Annotated in this window: 19 protein-coding genes; 13 read left to right on the top strand and 6 right to left on the bottom strand. The window is 58.5% G+C overall.

The features are described 5' to 3' along the window. Positions 1-41: 41 nt before the first annotated feature. A complete protein-coding gene (locus ACR0ER_RS03900) occupies positions 42-707 on the bottom strand; it encodes an SOS response-associated peptidase (RefSeq protein ID WP_480767809.1) in 666 nt (221 codons plus the stop codon). Here ACR0ER_RS03900 and ACR0ER_RS03895 point away from each other — a divergent pair. Next, positions 610-2,415, top strand: coding sequence for a tetratricopeptide repeat-containing sulfotransferase family protein (locus ACR0ER_RS03895; protein ID WP_480767808.1), 1,806 nt, complete (start codon positions 610-612; stop codon positions 2,413-2,415). The two genes, ACR0ER_RS03900 and ACR0ER_RS03895, sit on opposite strands and share 98 nt — an antisense overlap. 65 nt (positions 2,416-2,480) lie before the next feature. Here ACR0ER_RS03895 and ACR0ER_RS03890 read toward each other — a convergent pair whose 3' ends face one another. Further along, the gene (locus ACR0ER_RS03890) at positions 2,481-4,064 is read right to left on the bottom strand and encodes a bifunctional metallophosphatase/5'-nucleotidase (protein ID WP_480767807.1); all 1,584 of its coding nucleotides are present in this window, start codon (positions 4,062-4,064) and stop codon (positions 2,481-2,483) included. Between the two features lie 108 nt (positions 4,065-4,172). Between ACR0ER_RS03890 and ACR0ER_RS03885 the strand changes: the two genes are divergently transcribed. From ACR0ER_RS03885 to arsC, 4 genes are read left to right on the top strand one after another with little or no spacing between them, the layout of a single operon-like run. Further along, complete coding sequence (locus tag ACR0ER_RS03885; protein ID WP_480767806.1) at positions 4,173-4,511, top strand: DUF952 domain-containing protein; 339 nt, start codon at positions 4,173-4,175, stop codon at positions 4,509-4,511. Then, positions 4,508-4,939, top strand: a complete 432-nt coding sequence (locus tag ACR0ER_RS03880; protein ID WP_480767805.1) for a DUF1330 domain-containing protein — start codon at positions 4,508-4,510, stop codon at positions 4,937-4,939. The genes ACR0ER_RS03885 and ACR0ER_RS03880 overlap by 4 nt, the downstream gene beginning before the upstream one ends. Continuing rightward, positions 4,936-5,994 (top strand): quinone-dependent dihydroorotate dehydrogenase, encoded by a 1,059-nt coding sequence (locus ACR0ER_RS03875; RefSeq protein WP_480767804.1) that lies wholly within the window; start codon positions 4,936-4,938, stop codon positions 5,992-5,994. The genes ACR0ER_RS03880 and ACR0ER_RS03875 overlap by 4 nt, the downstream gene beginning before the upstream one ends. Further along, entirely contained in the window at positions 5,991-6,332 is a 342-nt protein-coding gene (gene arsC / locus ACR0ER_RS03870) for an arsenate reductase (glutaredoxin) (RefSeq protein ID WP_480767803.1), read from the top strand. Before ACR0ER_RS03875 ends, arsC begins: the two co-directional genes overlap by 4 nt. On the opposite strand, the gene ACR0ER_RS03865 is transcribed toward arsC, so the two are convergent. The 3 genes from ACR0ER_RS03865 to ACR0ER_RS03855 are packed head-to-tail and all read right to left on the bottom strand — an operon-like array spanning position 6,329 to position 8,589. Next, a complete protein-coding gene (locus ACR0ER_RS03865; RefSeq protein ID WP_480767802.1) occupies positions 6,329-7,645 on the bottom strand; it encodes an MATE family efflux transporter in 1,317 nt (438 codons plus the stop codon). The genes arsC and ACR0ER_RS03865 overlap by 4 nt on opposite strands. A 6-nt stretch (positions 7,646-7,651) precedes the next feature. Continuing rightward, on the bottom strand, positions 7,652-8,170 hold the full coding sequence (locus tag ACR0ER_RS03860) for a PaaI family thioesterase (protein WP_170329413.1): 519 nt from the start codon (positions 8,168-8,170) through the stop codon (positions 7,652-7,654). After that, positions 8,170-8,589 carry a PaaI family thioesterase gene (locus ACR0ER_RS03855; protein ID WP_480767801.1) on the bottom strand — a complete coding sequence of 140 codons (420 nt, stop codon included), beginning with the start codon at positions 8,587-8,589 and terminating at the stop codon, positions 8,170-8,172. The genes ACR0ER_RS03860 and ACR0ER_RS03855 overlap by 1 nt, the downstream gene beginning before the upstream one ends. A gap of 113 nt (positions 8,590-8,702) precedes the next feature. Here ACR0ER_RS03855 and ACR0ER_RS03850 point away from each other — a divergent pair, with 113 nt between their 5' ends. The 8 genes from ACR0ER_RS03850 (at position 8,703) to ACR0ER_RS03815 (ending at position 16,522) form a co-directional block, all read left to right on the top strand. Further along, positions 8,703-9,071, top strand: a complete 369-nt coding sequence (locus ACR0ER_RS03850; RefSeq protein WP_170329415.1) for a MerR family transcriptional regulator — start codon at positions 8,703-8,705, stop codon at positions 9,069-9,071. 279 nt (positions 9,072-9,350) lie between these two features. Continuing rightward, positions 9,351-9,752 carry a MerR family transcriptional regulator gene (locus ACR0ER_RS03845; RefSeq protein WP_170329416.1) on the top strand — a complete coding sequence of 134 codons (402 nt, stop codon included), beginning with the start codon at positions 9,351-9,353 and terminating at the stop codon, positions 9,750-9,752. A gap of 46 nt (positions 9,753-9,798) precedes the next feature. Continuing rightward, positions 9,799-11,580 carry an acyl-CoA dehydrogenase C-terminal domain-containing protein gene (locus ACR0ER_RS03840; protein ID WP_480767800.1) on the top strand — a complete coding sequence of 594 codons (1,782 nt, stop codon included), beginning with the start codon at positions 9,799-9,801 and terminating at the stop codon, positions 11,578-11,580. A 53-nt stretch (positions 11,581-11,633) separates the two neighbouring features. Beyond that, positions 11,634-11,846 carry a hypothetical protein gene (locus tag ACR0ER_RS03835; protein ID WP_170329418.1) on the top strand — a complete coding sequence of 71 codons (213 nt, stop codon included), beginning with the start codon at positions 11,634-11,636 and terminating at the stop codon, positions 11,844-11,846. A gap of 131 nt (positions 11,847-11,977) precedes the next feature. After that, positions 11,978-12,616 (top strand): glutathione S-transferase family protein, encoded by a 639-nt coding sequence (locus tag ACR0ER_RS03830; RefSeq protein WP_480767799.1) that lies wholly within the window; start codon positions 11,978-11,980, stop codon positions 12,614-12,616. 12 nt (positions 12,617-12,628) lie between these two features. Beyond that, positions 12,629-13,840 carry an acetyl-CoA C-acetyltransferase gene (locus tag ACR0ER_RS03825; protein WP_480767798.1) on the top strand — a complete coding sequence of 404 codons (1,212 nt, stop codon included), beginning with the start codon at positions 12,629-12,631 and terminating at the stop codon, positions 13,838-13,840. Then, positions 13,840-14,328, top strand: coding sequence for a cupin domain-containing protein (locus tag ACR0ER_RS03820; protein ID WP_155151793.1), 489 nt, complete (start codon positions 13,840-13,842; stop codon positions 14,326-14,328). The genes ACR0ER_RS03825 and ACR0ER_RS03820 overlap by 1 nt, the downstream gene beginning before the upstream one ends. Then, positions 14,321-16,522 (top strand): 3-hydroxyacyl-CoA dehydrogenase NAD-binding domain-containing protein, encoded by a 2,202-nt coding sequence (locus ACR0ER_RS03815; protein WP_480767797.1) that lies wholly within the window; start codon positions 14,321-14,323, stop codon positions 16,520-16,522. Before ACR0ER_RS03820 ends, ACR0ER_RS03815 begins: the two co-directional genes overlap by 8 nt. A gap of 64 nt (positions 16,523-16,586) precedes the next feature. Here the strand turns inward: ACR0ER_RS03815 and ACR0ER_RS03810 are convergent, their stop codons facing one another. Next, a complete protein-coding gene (locus tag ACR0ER_RS03810; RefSeq protein WP_480767796.1) occupies positions 16,587-17,246 on the bottom strand; it encodes a Hint domain-containing protein in 660 nt (219 codons plus the stop codon). Position 17,247: the final 1 nt, after the last annotated feature.

Here is a 17,247-nt window from a genome sequence, read left to right as displayed (position 1 = left end):
AAGGGTCTATCCTGCAAAGGTAGCATTGGAAAGGCGCACGGTTATTCCGGGATCGGTTCGATCAGGTCAGACCCGCTGGCACGGTTCGAGTTTACCGCCGGATCAACACGGTAAAAATCCAGCACATCCTCGGCACCGGGCTGCATCAGACGCGCGGCCCCCTTCCCTGCCTCACCCAGCCAGAGCGGCCAGTCGTCAGGCTCTAGGATCAACGGCATCCGGTGGTGGATGGCACTCAGGTGGTTGTTGGCGTGTGTCGTCACGATGGCACAGGTACCTTGCCGCGCCTCGTCAGTGCCCCAGTCCTGCCAAACACCAGCAAAGGCAATAGGCGCGCCATCCTTGCGGTGGATGTACCAAGGCAGTCGTGTGTTCTGGTCGGTCTTGGTCCATTCGTAGAACCCCGTCGCCACGATCAGGCATCGCCGTTCACGGCAGGCAGCGCGAAACGCAGGTTTTTCAGCGAGCGTCTCAGCCCGCGCATTGATCAGCAGAGGACCGGCGGTTTCGGTCTTGTACCAATGCGGCAGAAACCCCCAGCGCAGCGGGTCCAGCCGGCGCCCGCCCTCTCCGGCGCGGACCACATGCACCTGATTTGTCGGGCACACGTTGAAGTTAGGGACAGACGGCAGCGTATTCGCTGGTCGTGCAGCAAACAGTTGTGCCATCGCGTCATTGGGAAGTGTTATTGCAAACCGTCCGCACATAGGTAATGAACCATCGATAATCGTTTCATACAGGCACAGGGTGTCACGGGGTCTCATGCAAAATCAAACAGCGAAAACCCTCAAAGGCAAGGCAGTAGCGGCTCTTGACGCTGGCAAGCTGCAACAGGCACTGAAAAAGGCGCAGCTCGGCGTTAAGAAATTCCCGAAGGATCCGGACTTTCACGCCATTTCGGGTTTTGTGCTGACCGAGATGGAACAGTACAAGAGATCCATCCCGCATTTTGTTGAGGCATCCCGGATGAAACCGGACGATCCGCAATTTGTGGAAAATTTGGCCAACGCTCTGATGCAAACCGGGCAGATTTTTAAGGCGCTGGAATACACCGAGCAAAAACTTGAACAGTTCCCCAACAATAAAGAGCTGAACCGCGTCTTGGATGAGCTTTACCTCAAGGGTAACAACTGGCGCAGGATCATAGAATACGCGTCTAAGAAGCTACTAAACGATCCGGACAACGTGGAAATTCTGGCCAAACGCGCGAAAGCGTACGAACATATTGGCTTTCTCGATGACTATTCACGCGACATTACCCGAGCTTACGAGCTTAGCCCGAATGACGAAAAGGTCGCATTTCAAAGAGCGGTTAACCTGCATCGGCATGGCGACAAATCGGGATCAACTGCAATCCTGCAAAAACTGCTTGCCGAGAACCCTGAGCACAAACCAACCTTGCTACACCTGTCGATGATGACGAACGCGGAAGACACTCCACACCTGTTGGAAATCGTCGAAGCAGCAATCGCCAAAACCGGGTATGACAATGCAGACTTGGAGTTCGCGAAGGGCAATTTGATTTCCGCAAAAGATGGTTTGGCCGCAGCCTTGCCTCAAATCGCCCGCGCCAATGCGATTCAGCACGATATCAACCCTTTTGATTTTGCTGCTGAAGAAGCAAAACTGAACAACATCACCGGGCTTTTCCCTGTCGGTTACGAGACTCCAAATTCCGGTTCAAGTGAAACTCCCTTGCCAATATTTGTCGTCGGCCAACCCCGATCAGGCACCACATTGATGGAAATGATGCTGAGCTCTGCGCCAAGGATCGCAGGATGCGGTGAGCTTACGCTGGGGGCCGATCTGTCACTGGATTTCGAAAAGGAAGGTTCCGTATTCAATGCGGAAAACGCCGCTGAATTTGCGAACGAATTTCGAAGATTAATGCCGCCAATAGCAGACGGATCGATCGCCTTCGTCGATAAAATGCCCCACAATTATCAACGCGTCGGGTTTCTGCTCGCAGCTTTCCCAAATGCGAAAATCATAAATATGCTGCGGGACCCGCGAGATGTCGGCTTGTCCAAATGGATCAGGTTGTTCCCGGCGGTTGGTATGCGCTACGCATCAAACCTTGAAGCCATTGCCCAAACGGCGAACTTGTATCGCCGCTATATGGCTCATTGGGATGCTGTATTCCCAGGTCAAATCCTGACTGTCCCCTATGAACGATTGGTCGCGGACCCTGAGACCTACAGCCACCAAGTCGCGGAGTTCTGCGGGATCGAGTGGAACGAAGCCATGATGCATCCCGAGAAAAACAAGAAACAGGTCAGAACGGCCAGTATTGATCAGGTTCGCAACAAGATTTCGACCAAAGCCATTGGTGGTTGGGAAAGTGTATCCGAACATTTGCGTCCGATGCTGGACGGCTTCGACCCAGCACTTTGGCCGGAATACGACCTCGGCTGAGCAGGTCTGAAAAAATAAAGGCCGCATCGAGTGATGCGGCCTTTTCTTGTTGCTACAGTGCAGGGCTATTTCTGCTTGATACGACCGTCCAGATAGGGCTGATACGGCGCGTTTTCGGCCAGGAATTCCGCCGTTACATCGGCCAGATCGGGCCCATAGTCATAGGCGTTTTTGTCGTCGCCTTCGAACATCGAATAGCCGTCACCGCCGTTGCGGACATAGTTGTTGGTGACCACCAGATACGTGGCGGACGGATCAATGGGCACGAACCCGTCGCCTTCGGCCACCATCACCTCGGTGATGCGGCCTTCGTTAGGTGCAACTGATGGATCCCACGTGAATGTCAGGCCTGCGACCTGCGGAAAACGGCCCTTGACCTCTTCGACCTGGCTGACGCCGTTTTCCAGTGCGTCGATGACAGTTTGACCGGTGATTTCAAAGGTTGAAAGCGTATTCTGGAAGGGCAGCACCGTCAGCACCTCGCCCATAGTCACCTCTCCGGGGTCAATCGACGCCCGCAGCCCGCCCGAGTTGGCAATCGCGATCTGCGCGCCCTGATCCGCGACCCGCGCCAGCATGGCGTCGGCGACCAGATTGCCCATCTCACATTCCTGCACGCGGCAGACCGCGCGGTCGCCTTGGATCGCAGCTGCAGAGTCAGCAACGACGCGCTTTTTCATCTCTTCAATCGGTTCGCCCATTTCGGCCACGCGCGCGGCGATGTCCGCGTTCGGCTCGACGGAGGCATCCAGTAAAATCGGCTCCCCTTCCGCCGAAATCTGGTTGCCATCGTCGTCAAAGGTCAGCGTGACCTCGCCCAGATATTTGGAATAGGCATAGGCCTGAACCACCGGCACATCGCCCACCATCAGCGGGTACGACCCCGCCGCGCCTTCCTGCGTGTTGGAGAGCAGCGTGTGAGAGTGCCCGCCGATCACCAGATCAAGGCCCGGTACTTTCTCGGCAATCTCGATATCCTTGGCCAGACCGACATGGTTCAGCGCGATGATGATATCGACACCTTCGGCCTGAAGCGCCTCGACATCTGCGGTCAGGCTTTCGATTTCATCCTGAAACACCACGTCCTTGCCGGGGCTGGAGGTGTCGACTGTGTCCGTGGCCAATGCCGAAACGATGCCAATCTTCTGGCCGCCGACCTCAAGCACAAGGCGGTTTTCAACCTTGCCGTTCAGCTCGGCCGATGACGACAGATCGAGGTTGCCCGAAATGACCGGAAAGCTGACGGTGTCGATGAACGCAGCCAGACCTTCGGGACCATCGTCAAACTCGTGGTTGCCGACCGCCATGGCGTCATAGCCGATGGCCTCCATGAACTCGGCCTCAGCCGCACCTTTGTAGGTCGTATAGAACAGCGAGCCCTGAAACGGGTCACCAGCATCCAGCAGCAGCACGTTCTGATCCGCCAGTTCATCCCGCTTGGTATCCACCATGGTTTTCAGCCGTGCGACGCCACCAAAACACTTGCCTTCGGCTTCATCCTCGGCATCACAGGTCGAGTCGTATTTGTTAATCGACTCAATGCGGCTGTGAAGGTCATTTGTGTGCAGAATCGTTAACTTATACTCCGCCGCGGCCATGCCTGCGGTCAGGCCCAGAACGGCCACTGACGCCAGAAAACGGGTGAACATATTGATACTCCCTGTATTTGTTTGACGCGATGGTGCGCTCAGCGGCAGGAAGAGTCAAAGGGGGAAATCCGGCTTGATTCTGCCCGTCACGCGGGGCATCACCACCTCATGCTGATTTACAAGATTTTCCGGGCCGATGAATGGGCCCTTTTGCAGGATCAGGGTGCCTCGGACGGCGCGCCGATTGATGTATCCGATGGGTTTGTCCATTTCTCAACCGCCGAACAGGCCGCCGAGACCGCAGCCAAGCATTTCGCCGGGGTCGAGGGGTTGACCCTGCTGGCCTGCGATGCGGATGCGATGGGCGATGATCTGAAATGGGAGGTATCGCGTGGCGGCGCCCTTTTCCCGCATCTCTACCGCCAAATCCGCATGACCGATGTTGTGTGGTCGCGCGCCCTGCCCTTTGACGGGCAAGCACACCAGTTCCCGGCCGAGATGGCATGACCGCGTTCGTCGACCCCGACCGCGCCCAGTTCGAGGCGTTCAAGGCGCTGGACCGCGATCATCCGATCGAGATGCTTAATCTGGTGAAGTTCCGCGCCAAGGCGGAATATCCCGCCGGGCACGAACTGTCCGAGGCAGGGCTGACCGGCGCGCAGGCCTATCGCAAATATGGGGCCGAGACCGCCCCGATTATCGCACGATTGGGCGCGTCGATCCTGTGGCGCGGCGCGTATCAGACCACTCTGATCGGCCCGCAGTATGAGGCCTGGGATGAGGTGTTCATCGCACGCTATCCAACGGGCCACGCGTTCCTTGAGATGGTGACCGACCCGGATTACCAGAAGGCCGTCATACACCGGCAGGCAGCGGTTGAAACCTCGCGCCTGATCCGCTGTGCACCCACCCAAAGCGGAGAGGCTTTCGGATGAAACTGACCGAGAAACTGGGGCTTTCCGTCCTGCACAAAATGGACCCCGAAGCCGCCCATGGCATGTCTATAAAGGCGCTGAAGGCCGGGCTGGCCCCGATGCCGGGGCCGGTGACCTCAGCCCGTCTGAAAACCCAGGTGGCCGGTCTGAACCTGCTCAACCCGGTCGGGTTGGCCGCAGGGTTCGACAAGAACGGAGAGGTTCTGACCCCTCTGTCTCGCACCGGGTTCGGCTTCATCGAAGTGGGTGCCGTCACCCCGCGCCCGCAGCCCGGCAACCCCAAACCCCGCCTTTTTCGCCTGTCCGAGGACAAGGCCGCCATCAATCGCTTTGGCTTTAACAACGAGGGCATGGAGGTGATGGCAGGTCGTCTGGCCAACCGCCCCAAGGACGCGGTGATCGGCCTGAACCTTGGCGCGAACAAGGACAGTGACGACCGGCCCGGCGATTTTGCCAAAGTGCTGGCCCATTGCGCCGCACATCTGGATTTCGCCACGGTCAATGTCTCGTCCCCCAACACCGAAAAGCTGCGGGACCTTCAGGGAAAGGCGGCGCTTGGCGCGTTGCTGGGCGGCGTAATTGAGACGCGTAACTCTCTGCTCCGCCCAATTCCGATTTTCCTGAAGATCGCCCCCGATCTGACCGAAGCGGAATTGCAGGACATCGCCGAGGTTGCCTCGGAAACCGGCGTGGATGCGGTGATTGCCACCAACACCACTCTGTCGCGCGAAGGTCTGCGTAGTGCCCACAAGGATGAAATGGGCGGGTTGTCCGGTGCCCCGCTGTTCGAGAAATCGACCCGGGTTCTGGCGCGTCTCAGCCATCTGACCGAGGGAAAAATCCCCTTGATCGGTGTAGGTGGGATCAGCAATGCGGACCAAGCTTATGCCAAGATTTGCGCCGGTGCGTCTGCTCTGCAACTTTACACGGCTCTGGTTTATGGCGGAATTTCACTGGCCGCTGAGATTGCGCAGGGCCTGGATGAGTTGCTGGCACGGGACGGGTTCAACTCTGTCGCGCAAGCCGTTGGAAGTAAAAGAGAGGACTGGCTGTGATCACATATTGGCACAACCCCCGCTGTTCGAAATCCCGCGCCGGGCTGGCTCTGCTGGAAGAGAACGGCGCGCAGATTGAGTTGCGTAAATACCTTGAGGATGCGCCCTCGGCTGACGAAATCCGCGCGGTGCTGGATCGGCTGGGTATCGGTGCCATCGACTTGATGCGGACCGGAGAGAAGCGGTTCAAAGAGCTGGGCCTGACCAAGGACACCCCTGAAGACGACCTGATCGCCGCCATGGCCGAGAACCCGATCCTGATCGAGCGCCCCCTGGCCATTGCCGGCGACAAGGCCTCCATCGGCCGCCCGCCCGAGAACCTGCTGACGCTGCTTTAAGCCACCTGCGCCTCAAGCCGGGGATAGCGCCACCCCAGCGTGATGCCGCGCGCGATGTTTAGAACCATCAGCGCGGCCCACAGCCCGTGATTGCCCAGCATCGGCACCAGAATGAACAGCGCGACGACATAGATCGCGACCGACTGGATCATCGCGTTGCGCATCGCGCGGGTCCATGTGGCCCCGATATAGATGCCGTCGAACATCCAGCTTGCCACTCCGATCGCCGGGGCCAGCGCGGCCCAGATCAAGTAGTCCCGTGCAGCCTCCCGAACCTCGGGTGAAGTGGTCATCAGATCGATCAGGGCTGGTCCGGCCAAATAGAACACAGCGCCCAACGCAAAGGCTCCACCCACGCCCCATTGCGAGGCCATGATCGACGCGCGTCGAACCTGATACCGGTCGCGCGCGCCCACGGCGCTACCGACCAATGCCTCGGCAGAGAAGGCAAAGCCATCCAGCGCAAAGGCAGTGATCTCGAGGAATTGCAGCAACACCTGATTGGCCGCGAGGTTCACATCCCCCAAATCAGAACCCACGAACAGAAAGGTGGTGAACGCCCCGGTCAACAGAACCGAGCGGATCATGATGTCCGTGTTCACCTGCAACATCCGCCGCAGCCGGGCGGCATCGAAAATCCGGGGCCAGTCGCGCCACTGGTTTCCGCCAAAGGCATCGCGGCACAACCACAGGCCCAGCGTCAACCCGGTCCATTCGGCGATCAAAGTGGCGATGGCGACACCTTCGACACCCCAGCCAAGTCCAAGAACGAACCACAGGTCCAGCAGGATGTTCAGCCCGTTCATCCAGACCTGCAGGAAGAACACACCGCGCGTCCGCTCGACCGCGATCAGCCAGCCTGTTACGGCATAAAGGGCAATCGTCGCCGGAGCGCCCCAGATTCGGATTTGCAGGTAGTCCCGCGTCAGCGCCTCGACCTCGGGGCTGGCGGGTGACAAGGCAAACGCGCCCCAGAACACCCAGATCTGCGTGACAATAAAGAACAGCCCCGCCGCACCACCCAACAGCAGCCCGCGCATCAACAAGGCACCGGTCTCGGCGGTATCCCCAGCCCCGCGCGCTTGTGCAGCAAGTCCGGTGGTTCCCATGCGCAAGAAACCGAAGATCCAATAGATCGTCGCCAGAATAACCGCGCCCATGCCTACGGCACCGATAGGGGCTGCCTGCCCCATCTGTCCAACTACTCCGGTATCAACAGCCCCCAGAATGGGCACCGTGGCGTTGGAAAGCACGATCGGAACCGCGATCTTCAGCACCCGTTTATGGGTGAGAGGTGCCGAGGCGGTCTGCACGGTGATCTACTCTGCTTTGGGTTTGGATTGCGGCATCAGAAAATGCCCGGTCGCCTGCGCAATCGGACGCGCGTGATTGTCCTGCCAGGCCTCAACCCGGACCGACGCATAGCGCCGACCGGACCGGCTGACGAAGGCGCGGGCATAGGCGTCGCGTGGCAGGCCCGAGCGCAAGTAATCCACCGTGAAATCAACGGTCTTGGGAAAGCGCACCGAGTCGGCCTGGAACAGCTCTTCCGCTTCGATTTCACCGCTTTCGATCATGGGAAAGAAATACTCCCAACTCAGAGTGATAACGGCAGTTACCTCAAGAAAAGCCGCCGTCACCCCGCCATGCAGCGCGGGCAGCAACGGGTTGCCGATCAGCTTGTCGTCGAAATTCAGCACGCCGGTCAGTTCATCGCCACGCCGGTCGAAGGTGATATTCAGGAAACGGATATACGGCACCCCTTCGACAATTGCATTCAGGGCTGCATCACGGCGTTGCTTGACCACCTGCATGGGTTCGGGACGAGGGCGCGCCATCACAGACCCTCCACCGTAAAGGAACCCGCGGCGGTTGCGACCGGCAGGTCCTGATTTTCATCCATCGCCGTGGCCCGGACAAAGGCGACGTTGCGTGTGATGTGGTAGCAGGTGGCATGAGCAGTGATGCTCTGCCCCGGCGTTGCGGCGCGCATGTAGTCGATCCTTAGATCAATGGTCGCGGTTCCGCCGGGCGCCGACGGGTGGGACATCACGGCCGCACCGCAGCAAGTGTCCAGCGCAGCAAACACCGCGCCACCGTGGATGACGCCGGTTCGGGGGTCTCCGACCAGATCGGCGTTGTACGGCATCGAGATCGCGGCCTCACCATCGCTAATTGTGGTCAGCTTTAGCCCCAGCGCCTTGGCGTGCGGGATTGCCTCGATAAACCGGCGCGCAATTTCTACTTTGTCGACCATGTCGTGGTGCCCCCTTGATTTCTTTCTTTATGAGCCTGAGCCTTGCAAAAGAGCAAGACCACCTGTTGCGCTTGCCGCGACGACGGCCTAGTTTGCGGCCAAGGAGATCGAAAATGACCGACAACCGTTTGTCATTAAACGAGATGTGCGAAGAGTTCGATGTAACCAAGCGCACCTTGCGTTACTACGAGTATATCGAGCTGCTTCAGCCGGAACGCGAAGGCCGTAGCAGGTACTACGGCCCCCGTGAATGCGCGCGGATGAAGCTGATCATGCGCGGACGTCTGTTTGGATTCTCGCTGGAAGAGATTCGCCAATGGCTGCTGATCTACGAAGATCAGGGAAACCAAGCCCAAATGGCCGAGTTCATTAAACTGGCTGACCGGCAAATGCCGGAACTGCAAAAGCAACGGCAACAACTGGACGAGGCGATGGATGAGCTCCAGCGCCTGCGTGACCAGACCGCCAAGTCCCTGCGCTGACCCCACTCCGCTTCTGTACTGATTTCCGAAGCCTCAAGCACTGCGGCCATGGTCGACCGGTTGTGTTCTCACACCGGATACCCGGCCCCTCCCTTATCTAAATTCCGTTACGTCACGTCCGAAAAGTCGGGTTAAGCACACCTTGACGCGAGAGGATCCTACGTCAACTTTCCTTGTGACGTAGCGTTTGCATTACGTGAACGTCATCTACGTGTTGTAACGTGCGCATCGACTGCGCAACTGACTTTGATAGACGCCAGTGACGAGAGTGCTGAATCCATGACCGAAGACCTGATGACCATCCGTGAAATGTGCGAGACCTACGAGGTCACGCCGCGCACCTTGCGTTTTTACGAGGCAAAGGAACTTTTGTTTCCGATCCGCGAGGGCCAGAAACGCCTGTTCACCAAACGAGACCGGGCGCGCCTGAAACTGATCCTACGCGGCAAGCGTTTCGGCTTTAGCCTGGAAGAGATCCGGCAACTGCTGGATCTGTACCATGTGGGTGACCAACAAAAGACCCAGATGATCCGTACGATTGAAATCGCACGTGAACGTCTTTCGGACATGGAAGCCCGCCGCGAAGAGCTGACTCAAGCCATTGACGATTTGAAAGAACAGCTGCGCTGGGGCGAGAAAGTCATCGCCTCAATTAACAACGAAAAAACAGCCGTCGGGTAACCCTCGCGGCTCAATCCCCGGACATCTGAATTTAAGGGAGCTTCAAATGCCCGTTTACAACGCGCCAACCAAAGACACTCAGTTCATTCTGCACGATGTGCTGAAAGTCTCGGAATCCGATATTCCAGGCTATAGCGAACTGGAGGCCGAATTTACCGGCGCGGTTCTGGAAGAAGCGGGCAAGGTTGCCACCAACGTTCTGCATCCGCTGAACGTCGTGGGCGACACTGAAGGATGCAGGTTAGAAAACGGCATCGTCTACACCCCGACCGGGTTCAAGGACGCCTTCGAGCAGATGAAGGAAGGTGGCTGGACCGGCCTCGACATGCCGGAAGAGTATGGCGGCCAGAACATGCCTTATGTGATTGGCACCGCCGTGGGCGAAATGTTCTCGGGCGCGAACCAAGCGTTTGTAATGTATCAGGGCCTGACCCATGGCGCGGCCTCGGCCATTCTGGCGCATGGCACCGACGAGCAGAAGAACAAATACCTGCCCAACATGGTCAGCTGCGAATGGACCGGCACCATGAACCTGACCGAACCGCATTGCGGCACTGATCTGGGCTTGATGCGCACCAAGGCGGAACCGCAGGGTGACGGCAGCTACAAGATTTCCGGTCAGAAGATCTTTATCTCGTCCGGCGATCACGACATGGCCGACAACATCATTCATCTGGTTCTGGCCAAGATCCCCGGTGGCCCCGAGGGCATCAAGGGTGTGTCGCTGTTCATCGTACCCAAGTTCATCGTCAACGAAGACGGCACCCCGGGTGAGCGCAACGGTGTCTCGGTCGGCAAGATCGAAGAGAAAATGGGCATCCACGGCAACTCGACCTGCGTCATGAACTATGACGAAGCCACCGGCTGGCTGCTGGGTGAAGAACATAAAGGTATGCGCGCCATGTTCACCATGATGAACGAAGCGCGTCTGGGCGTGGGTATGCAGGGCCTGTCGCAGGCCGAGGCTGCGTTCCAGAATGCCTTGGAGTATGCCAAGGACCGCCTGCAGGGGCGCGATGTGACCGGCGTGAAGAACCCCGATGGCCCGGCCGATCCACTGATCGTACACCCGGATATCCGTCGTAACCTGATGGATCAGAAAAGCTTCACCGAAGGCGCGCGTGCATTCATCCTGTGGGGCGCGACCATGATCGACAAGGCGCACCGCTCAAGTGACAAGGATGCGGATGGTCTGATCTCTCTGCTGACCCCGGTCATCAAAGGCTTCCTGACGGATCAGGGCTATGACATGACCGTACAGGCGCAGCAGGTCTATGGTGGCCACGGCTACATCGAAGAATGGGGCATGTCTCAATACACCCGCGACGCCCGGATTGCGATGATCTACGAAGGGGCGAACGGCGTTCAGGCACTGGACCTTGTCGGCCGGAAACTGGCGCAGGATGGCGGCAAGCACGTCATGGCCTTCTTCGACATGGTCAAAACCTTCTGCAAGGAAAACGGCGGCAAAGACGAAGCCTATGACAAGGCCTTCATCGAACCGCTGAAAGCTGCGTCCAAGGATCTTCAGGCCGCTGGCATGTATTTCATGCAGGAAGGCATGAAGAATCCGAACAATGCGCTGTCCGGCTCTTATGACTTCATGCACATGTTCGGCCATGTCTGCCTGGGTCTGATGTGGGCACGGATGGCGAAAGCGGCTCAGGACGCTTTGGACGGCGGTGCCTCAGACAAAGAGTTCTACGAAACCAAAATCAATACCGGTCGCTTCTACATGGCCCGCCGCCTGCCCGCCACCGCGATGCATCTGTCGCGCATCCAGACCGGCGCAGACACGGTCATGGCGCTGGAGGCCGCGAATTTTTGATCACTCTCCGGTTTCGGGGCCCCGCCCCGGAGCCGGTTTTCCGAGGAGCGAGAATGCCCAAACGCTTTCGCCTGACCCGCCGCTTTCCGGTCGCCATGACCGAAGATGGCTACCGAAAGCTCAGGGCATTTGCCCGCGAAGCCGGGCTGGACGAAGGTGAAGCACTGTCTTTTCTGTTCGAAAATTTCAACAGCGTCACGGATGAGGAGAAACTGACGCGCCGACTACGAGAATTCAATTCTGAGCTTGAGGCGCGCAAGCGTTAACAACTTCAGTCACATCGGTTTTGGGTGTGCGTGTTTTCAGCAAGATGAACAGCTTATTGCGGCTAAAAGTTCAACTTTCTCGAAATACGCAAATGCGGCACTGCACTATGCGCCTTGGGAGGGGCGATCGCATGACCATCAAACTTCACTGTTTCGGCGAAAGCGGTAACTCGTACAAAGCCGCACTTGCGCTTGAGATGTCCGGGCTGGATTGGGAGCCGGTCTTTGTCGATTTCTTCAACGGCCAGACCCGCACGCCAGAATACCGGGCCGAGGTCAATGAGATGGGTGAAGCCCCCGTCATGGTCGACGGCGATTTTCGCACTTCGCAATCCGGTGCGATCCAAGCCTATGTAACCGAGAAATCGGGCAATTTCGGTGGCAAGGATCGGGATGAGAATTACGAGATTTTCCGCTGGGTGCTGTGGGACAACCACAAGCTCAGTTCAATGGCCGGGATGACCCGGTTTCTGATGAATTTCCTGCCCGAGCACCATCGCAATGCGGATGTGATCGCCTTTAACCAAGGGCGCCTCAAGGCAGCTTACGACGTCCTCAATTCTCACCTTGAGGGCCGCGACTGGATCGTCGGCGATGGCTTGACCAACGCCGATATCAGCTGCTGTGGCTACCTTTATTACCCTGAACCATTCGGCTTTGACCGCGCCGACTGGCCCCATATCGACGCCTGGCTAACCCGCTTGTCGGAACAACCCGGCTGGAAACACCCATATGACCTGATGCCCGGCAAACCGTCGGATCGAGCTTAAGGAGAAGACCCCATGACCGAAGCCTATATCTATGACGCCCTGCGCACCCCGCGCGGCAAGGGCCGCAAGGATGGCAGCTTGCACGAGGTGACCTCGGTGCGCCTGTCCGCCCTGACCCTGAACGCGATGAAAGAGCGTAACAATCTGGAAGGCCACGCCGTTGAAGACGTAATCTGGGGCAACGTCACGCAGGTGATGGAACAAGGCGGCTGTCTGGCGCGCTCGGCTGTTCTGGCCTCGGATCTGGATCAGTCGATCCCCGGTCTGGCGATCAACCGTTTTTGCGCTTCGGGCATGGAAGCCGTGAACCTGGCGGCAAATCAGGTTAAAGGCGGCGCGGGCGATGCCTATATCGCGGGCGGCGTTGAAATGATGGGCCGTGTGGCGATGGGCAGCGACGGTGCAGCGATTGCCGTTGATCCTACACTAGCAATGGACACCTATTTCGTGCCGCAGGGTATCTCGGCCGACATCATCGCGACCGAGTATGGGTTCAGCCGTGACGACGCTGACGCGCTGGCCGTAGAATCTCAGAAACGCGCGGCAGAGGCGTGGGAAGACAATCGGTTCGAAAAGTCGGTCATCACCGTCAAAGACCAGAACGGCCTGACCATTCTGGATCGCGACGAATACATGCGCCCCGGCACCGACATGCAGAGCCTCGGCGCGCTGAACCCGTCTTTCGCGATGATGGGTGAGCAGATGCCGGGCTTCGACAAGGTTGCGATGCTAAAGTATCCGCATCTTGAGCGCGTGAACCATATCCACCACGCGGGCAACAGCTCGGGCATTGTGGACGGGGCTGCCGCAGTTCTGATCGGCAACAAGGAATTTGGTGAGAAATACGGCCTCAAGCCGCGTGCCCGCATCAAGGCAACCGCCAAGATCGGCACCGACCCGACCATCATGCTGACAGGCCCGGTTCCGGTGACCGAGAAGATTCTGGCGGACAATGGCATGAAGATCAGCGATCTGGACCTGTTCGAAGTGAACGAAGCCTTTGCCTCGATCGTGCTGCGGTTCCAGCAGGCGTTCGACGTCGATCCGGCCCTGGTGAACGTCAACGGCGGCTCGATCGCGATGGGTCACCCGCTGGGTGCGACCGGTGCGATGATCATTGGCACACTGCTGGACGAGCTTGAGCGTCAGGACAAGGAAACCGGTCTGGCCACGCTCTGCATTGCGTCCGGCATGGGTGCGGCAACCATTATCGAGCGGGTCTGATGCCCAAGCTGGATCTCTCTCAGATCCCGTTCAAGGGCGGCTCGTCCTATCCCGGCAAGCTAGCCGAGGCGACGGCTGGTCGTTTCGTCCAGCGTGTAGGCGACGCAGGCGGGTTGTCACAATACGGGGTCAACATCGTACGGCTGGAACCACAGGGCATGTCTTCGCTGCGCCATTACCACATGGAGCAAGACGAATTTGCCATCATGCTCAGCGGCACATGCGTGCTGATCGACGATGATGGTGAGCATGAGATGCAGCCCGGCGACTGCGCCGCTTGGCCAGCAGGTGAGGCCAACGGCCACCACCTTGTGAACAAAACCGATGCGCCCGCGACATTTCTGGTGGTGGGCACACGGACCCCGACCGAGACCGGCTATTACAGCGACATAGACATGATGGTGAAGGATGATGAGAACGGATTCTCTTTCACCCGGAAAGACGGCAGCCCGCTGACGGCTGACCAGATTGGAGATGACAATGACTGATTTCACTCTGAGCAAAGACGCAGACGGCGTCGCTTTTGTCACCTGGGACGCCCAGGGCAAATCCATGAACGTGCTGACCCGCGAGGCCTTTCAGGAGGTCAGCCAACTAATCGATCAGGCCCTGAATGATGAGGAGATCAAAGGCATCGTCATCACCTCGGGCAAAGAAGGCTCGTTCGCTGGCGGCATGGATCTAACCACGCTGGCCACCATCCGTCAGGAATCGGGTGATGAACCGGCGCAAGCCCTGTTCGACTTCGTCATGGGCGGCCACCATATCTTGCGCAAGATGGAACTGGCGGGCATGGACCCCAAGACCAAGAAGGGTGGCAAACCGATCGCCTGTGCGATTAACGGCACCTGCGCAGGGATCGGGACCGAGATCGCGCTGGCCTGCCATCACCGTGTCATGACCAGCAACCCGAAATCCAAGATTGGTTTGCCCGAAATTTTGCTGGGCATCTTCCCCGGCGGCGGCGGCACCATGCGTTTCAGCCGGATGGTCGGCGCGATGGCCGCGGCCCCTGTCCTGCTGGAAGGCAAGATGATGGACCCGAAAAAAGCCAAAGGCGCACAACTGATTGACGCCGTGGCGGATGATCCAGTTGCTGCCGCGAAAGAGTGGGTTCTGAACGCCAAGGACGCCGATCTGGTGAAACCTTGGGATGCAAAGGGTTACAAGATGCCCGGCGGCGCGCCCTATCACCCCGCTGGTTTCATGACCTTTGTCGGCGCCAACGCGATGGTGAATGGCAAGACCCAAGGCGCCTTCCCGGCGGCCAAGGCTCTGCTGAGCTCGATCTACGAAGGGGCGCTGGTCGATTTCGACACCGCCCTGAAGATCGAAGCGCGTTGGTTCACCAACGTCCTGATGAACCCGTCCTCGTCGGCGATGATCCGGTCGCTGTTCCTGAACAAGGAAGCATTGGAGAAAGGCGCGGTCCGCCCCAAAGATGTGCCCGATCAGCGCGTCCAGAAAGTCGGCGTGCTGGGCGCTGGCATGATGGGTGCTGGTATCGCGCTGGTGTCGGCTCAGGCCGGCATGGAGGTGGTTCTGATTGACCGTGATCAGGAAGCCGCCGACAAGGGCAAGGCCTATAGCGAAAGCTACATGGATAAAGGTATCAAACGCGGCAAAGCCACGCCTGAAAAGAAAGAGGCCCTGCTGGCCCGCATCACTGCGACCCCTGATCTGGAGCATCTGAAAGGCTGCGACCTGATCATCGAGGCCGTGTTCGAAGACCCGGGCGTCAAGGCCGAGATGACCAAAAAGGTCGAGGCGATCATCCCCGAGGATTGCATCTTTGCCTCGAACACCTCGACCCTGCCCATCACCGATCTGGCGAAAGCGTCAGTGCGGCCCGAGCAGTTCATCGGCATCCATTTCTTCTCACCGGTTGAGAAGATGTTCCTGGTCGAAATCATTAAGGGCAAGGAAACTGGTGATCGCGCTGTCGCCAAGGCTCTGGACTATGTGCGCCAGATCCGGAAGACGCCGATCGTGGTCAACGATGCACGCTTCTTCTACGCTAATCGCTGCATCATCCCCTACATCAACGAAGGTGCGCGTATGATCACCGAGGGAGTTAGCCCCGTGCTGATCGACAACGCTGCACGCCAGTTGGGCTTCCCGGTTGGGCCGATCCAGCTGACCGATGAAACCTCAATTGATCTGGGTGCCAAGATCGCGCGTGCAACCAAGGCCGCGATGGGTAAAGCCTATCCCGCAAGCTCTGCGGACGATCTGATCTTCTGGATGGAAGAACAGGGCCGTTTGGGCCGCAAGGCTAATGCGGGCTTCTTCGACTATGACGAAAAGGGCAGGCGCGTCGAATACTGGAAAGGCCTGCAGGATAAATACCCGCTGGCCGAGGATCAGCCTGACCTGATCGAAGTGCAGGAACGCCTGATGTTCGCTCAGGTTCTGGAAGCTGTGCGGGCGCTGGAAGAGGGCGTTCTGGAAGACATTCGCGAAGGCGACGTAGGCGCCATCCTCGGTTGGGGCTTCGCGCCTTGGTCGGGCGGTCCGCTCAGCTGGCTGGACATCATCGGCACACCCTACGCGGCGGAGCGGTGTGACCAGCTGACCGAGGCCTATGGCGAGCGTTTCTCTTGCCCACCGCTGCTGCGTGAGATGGCTGAAAAGGGCCAGAGCTTCTACGGTCGCTTCGCCCCCGAAGCCAAGGCTGCCTAAATAAAAACGCTGGCGCATGCCCCCTTGCGCCAGCGTAACCTTTTGGTTTCAGATAGTTCCCCGTTCAGATCATCATCACTGGCCGCCCCGGTCGCCCGGGCCGACGCGCGCCTCTGACCGGCCTCACAGGAACAATCGGATGGTCAAAAACCGGCGCGGGCAGCGAGCCCAGCGAGTTTGCCAGAACACCAATATCGCCGCGTCTTGCGGTCAGATAAATCAAATCCGCAGCAACCTCGGCTGTGACAACCTCGTACGACGCACCACCGGATTGGTGGCCAATCCCAAAGCGTCCCGAGGGGCAAAAGGCCCGAAATCCGCCTTCGATAAAGATCACCTCATCCTGATCGAAGAAAAGGGTAGTGACGTCGAAACATGTCGCGGGCACATCCGGGGTGATCCGGAAAACCCCACCCAGAAGCCTTGCCGAGACGATCGGCGCTCTGGCTGGCGATGTGAACGGATCATGGCCCAGCTTGGTGCTATCCAGTACGACACCTTGCTCTGGCATCAGCCAGACTGGACGCCCGTTATAGGCCGCGTTTGAAGGTACACAAACCGGCATGCACTCGGCCTTGGTTTCGCCGTGCGGCACTGTAATGCAATCTTCCGAAATACGGTTTACCGGCCTGAAACCGTTGTCCACAGTGCGAACAAAGTCACCGACCTGAAGCTCTTCGACAAGCTTCCACCCCGCCCTTGTCGCAACTTTGGTTCCGTGCACC

Source organism: Ruegeria sp. CH8 (genome assembly GCF_056536985.1).
The sequence above is the reverse complement of the archived record's forward strand: the minus strand, read 5'-3'. Positions and strand labels throughout refer to the sequence as shown.

Excerpts from the sequence above, each read along its gene's own strand:
- ACR0ER_RS03900 (WP_480767809.1), bottom strand. The coding sequence starts at position 707 with ATGTGCGGACGGTTTGCAATAACACTTCCCAATGACGCGATGGCACAA.
- ACR0ER_RS03890 (WP_480767807.1), bottom strand. The coding sequence starts at position 4,064 with ATGTTCACCCGTTTTCTGGCGTCAGTGGCCGTTCTGGGCCTGACCGCA.
- ACR0ER_RS03885 (WP_480767806.1), top strand. The coding sequence starts at position 4,173 with ATGCTGATTTACAAGATTTTCCGGGCCGATGAATGGGCCCTTTTGCAG.
- ACR0ER_RS03880 (WP_480767805.1), top strand. The coding sequence starts at position 4,508 with ATGACCGCGTTCGTCGACCCCGACCGCGCCCAGTTCGAGGCGTTCAAG.
- ACR0ER_RS03875 (WP_480767804.1), top strand. The coding sequence starts at position 4,936 with ATGAAACTGACCGAGAAACTGGGGCTTTCCGTCCTGCACAAAATGGAC.
- ACR0ER_RS03860 (WP_170329413.1), bottom strand. The coding sequence starts at position 8,170 with ATGGCGCGCCCTCGTCCCGAACCCATGCAGGTGGTCAAGCAACGCCGT.
- ACR0ER_RS03855 (WP_480767801.1), bottom strand. The coding sequence starts at position 8,589 with ATGGTCGACAAAGTAGAAATTGCGCGCCGGTTTATCGAGGCAATCCCG.
- ACR0ER_RS03850 (WP_170329415.1), top strand. The coding sequence starts at position 8,703 with ATGACCGACAACCGTTTGTCATTAAACGAGATGTGCGAAGAGTTCGAT.
- ACR0ER_RS03845 (WP_170329416.1), top strand. The coding sequence starts at position 9,351 with ATGACCGAAGACCTGATGACCATCCGTGAAATGTGCGAGACCTACGAG.
- ACR0ER_RS03840 (WP_480767800.1), top strand. The coding sequence starts at position 9,799 with ATGCCCGTTTACAACGCGCCAACCAAAGACACTCAGTTCATTCTGCAC.
- ACR0ER_RS03835 (WP_170329418.1), top strand. The coding sequence starts at position 11,634 with ATGCCCAAACGCTTTCGCCTGACCCGCCGCTTTCCGGTCGCCATGACC.
- ACR0ER_RS03830 (WP_480767799.1), top strand. The coding sequence starts at position 11,978 with ATGACCATCAAACTTCACTGTTTCGGCGAAAGCGGTAACTCGTACAAA.
- ACR0ER_RS03825 (WP_480767798.1), top strand. The coding sequence starts at position 12,629 with ATGACCGAAGCCTATATCTATGACGCCCTGCGCACCCCGCGCGGCAAG.
- ACR0ER_RS03820 (WP_155151793.1), top strand. The coding sequence starts at position 13,840 with ATGCCCAAGCTGGATCTCTCTCAGATCCCGTTCAAGGGCGGCTCGTCC.
- ACR0ER_RS03815 (WP_480767797.1), top strand. The coding sequence starts at position 14,321 with ATGACTGATTTCACTCTGAGCAAAGACGCAGACGGCGTCGCTTTTGTC.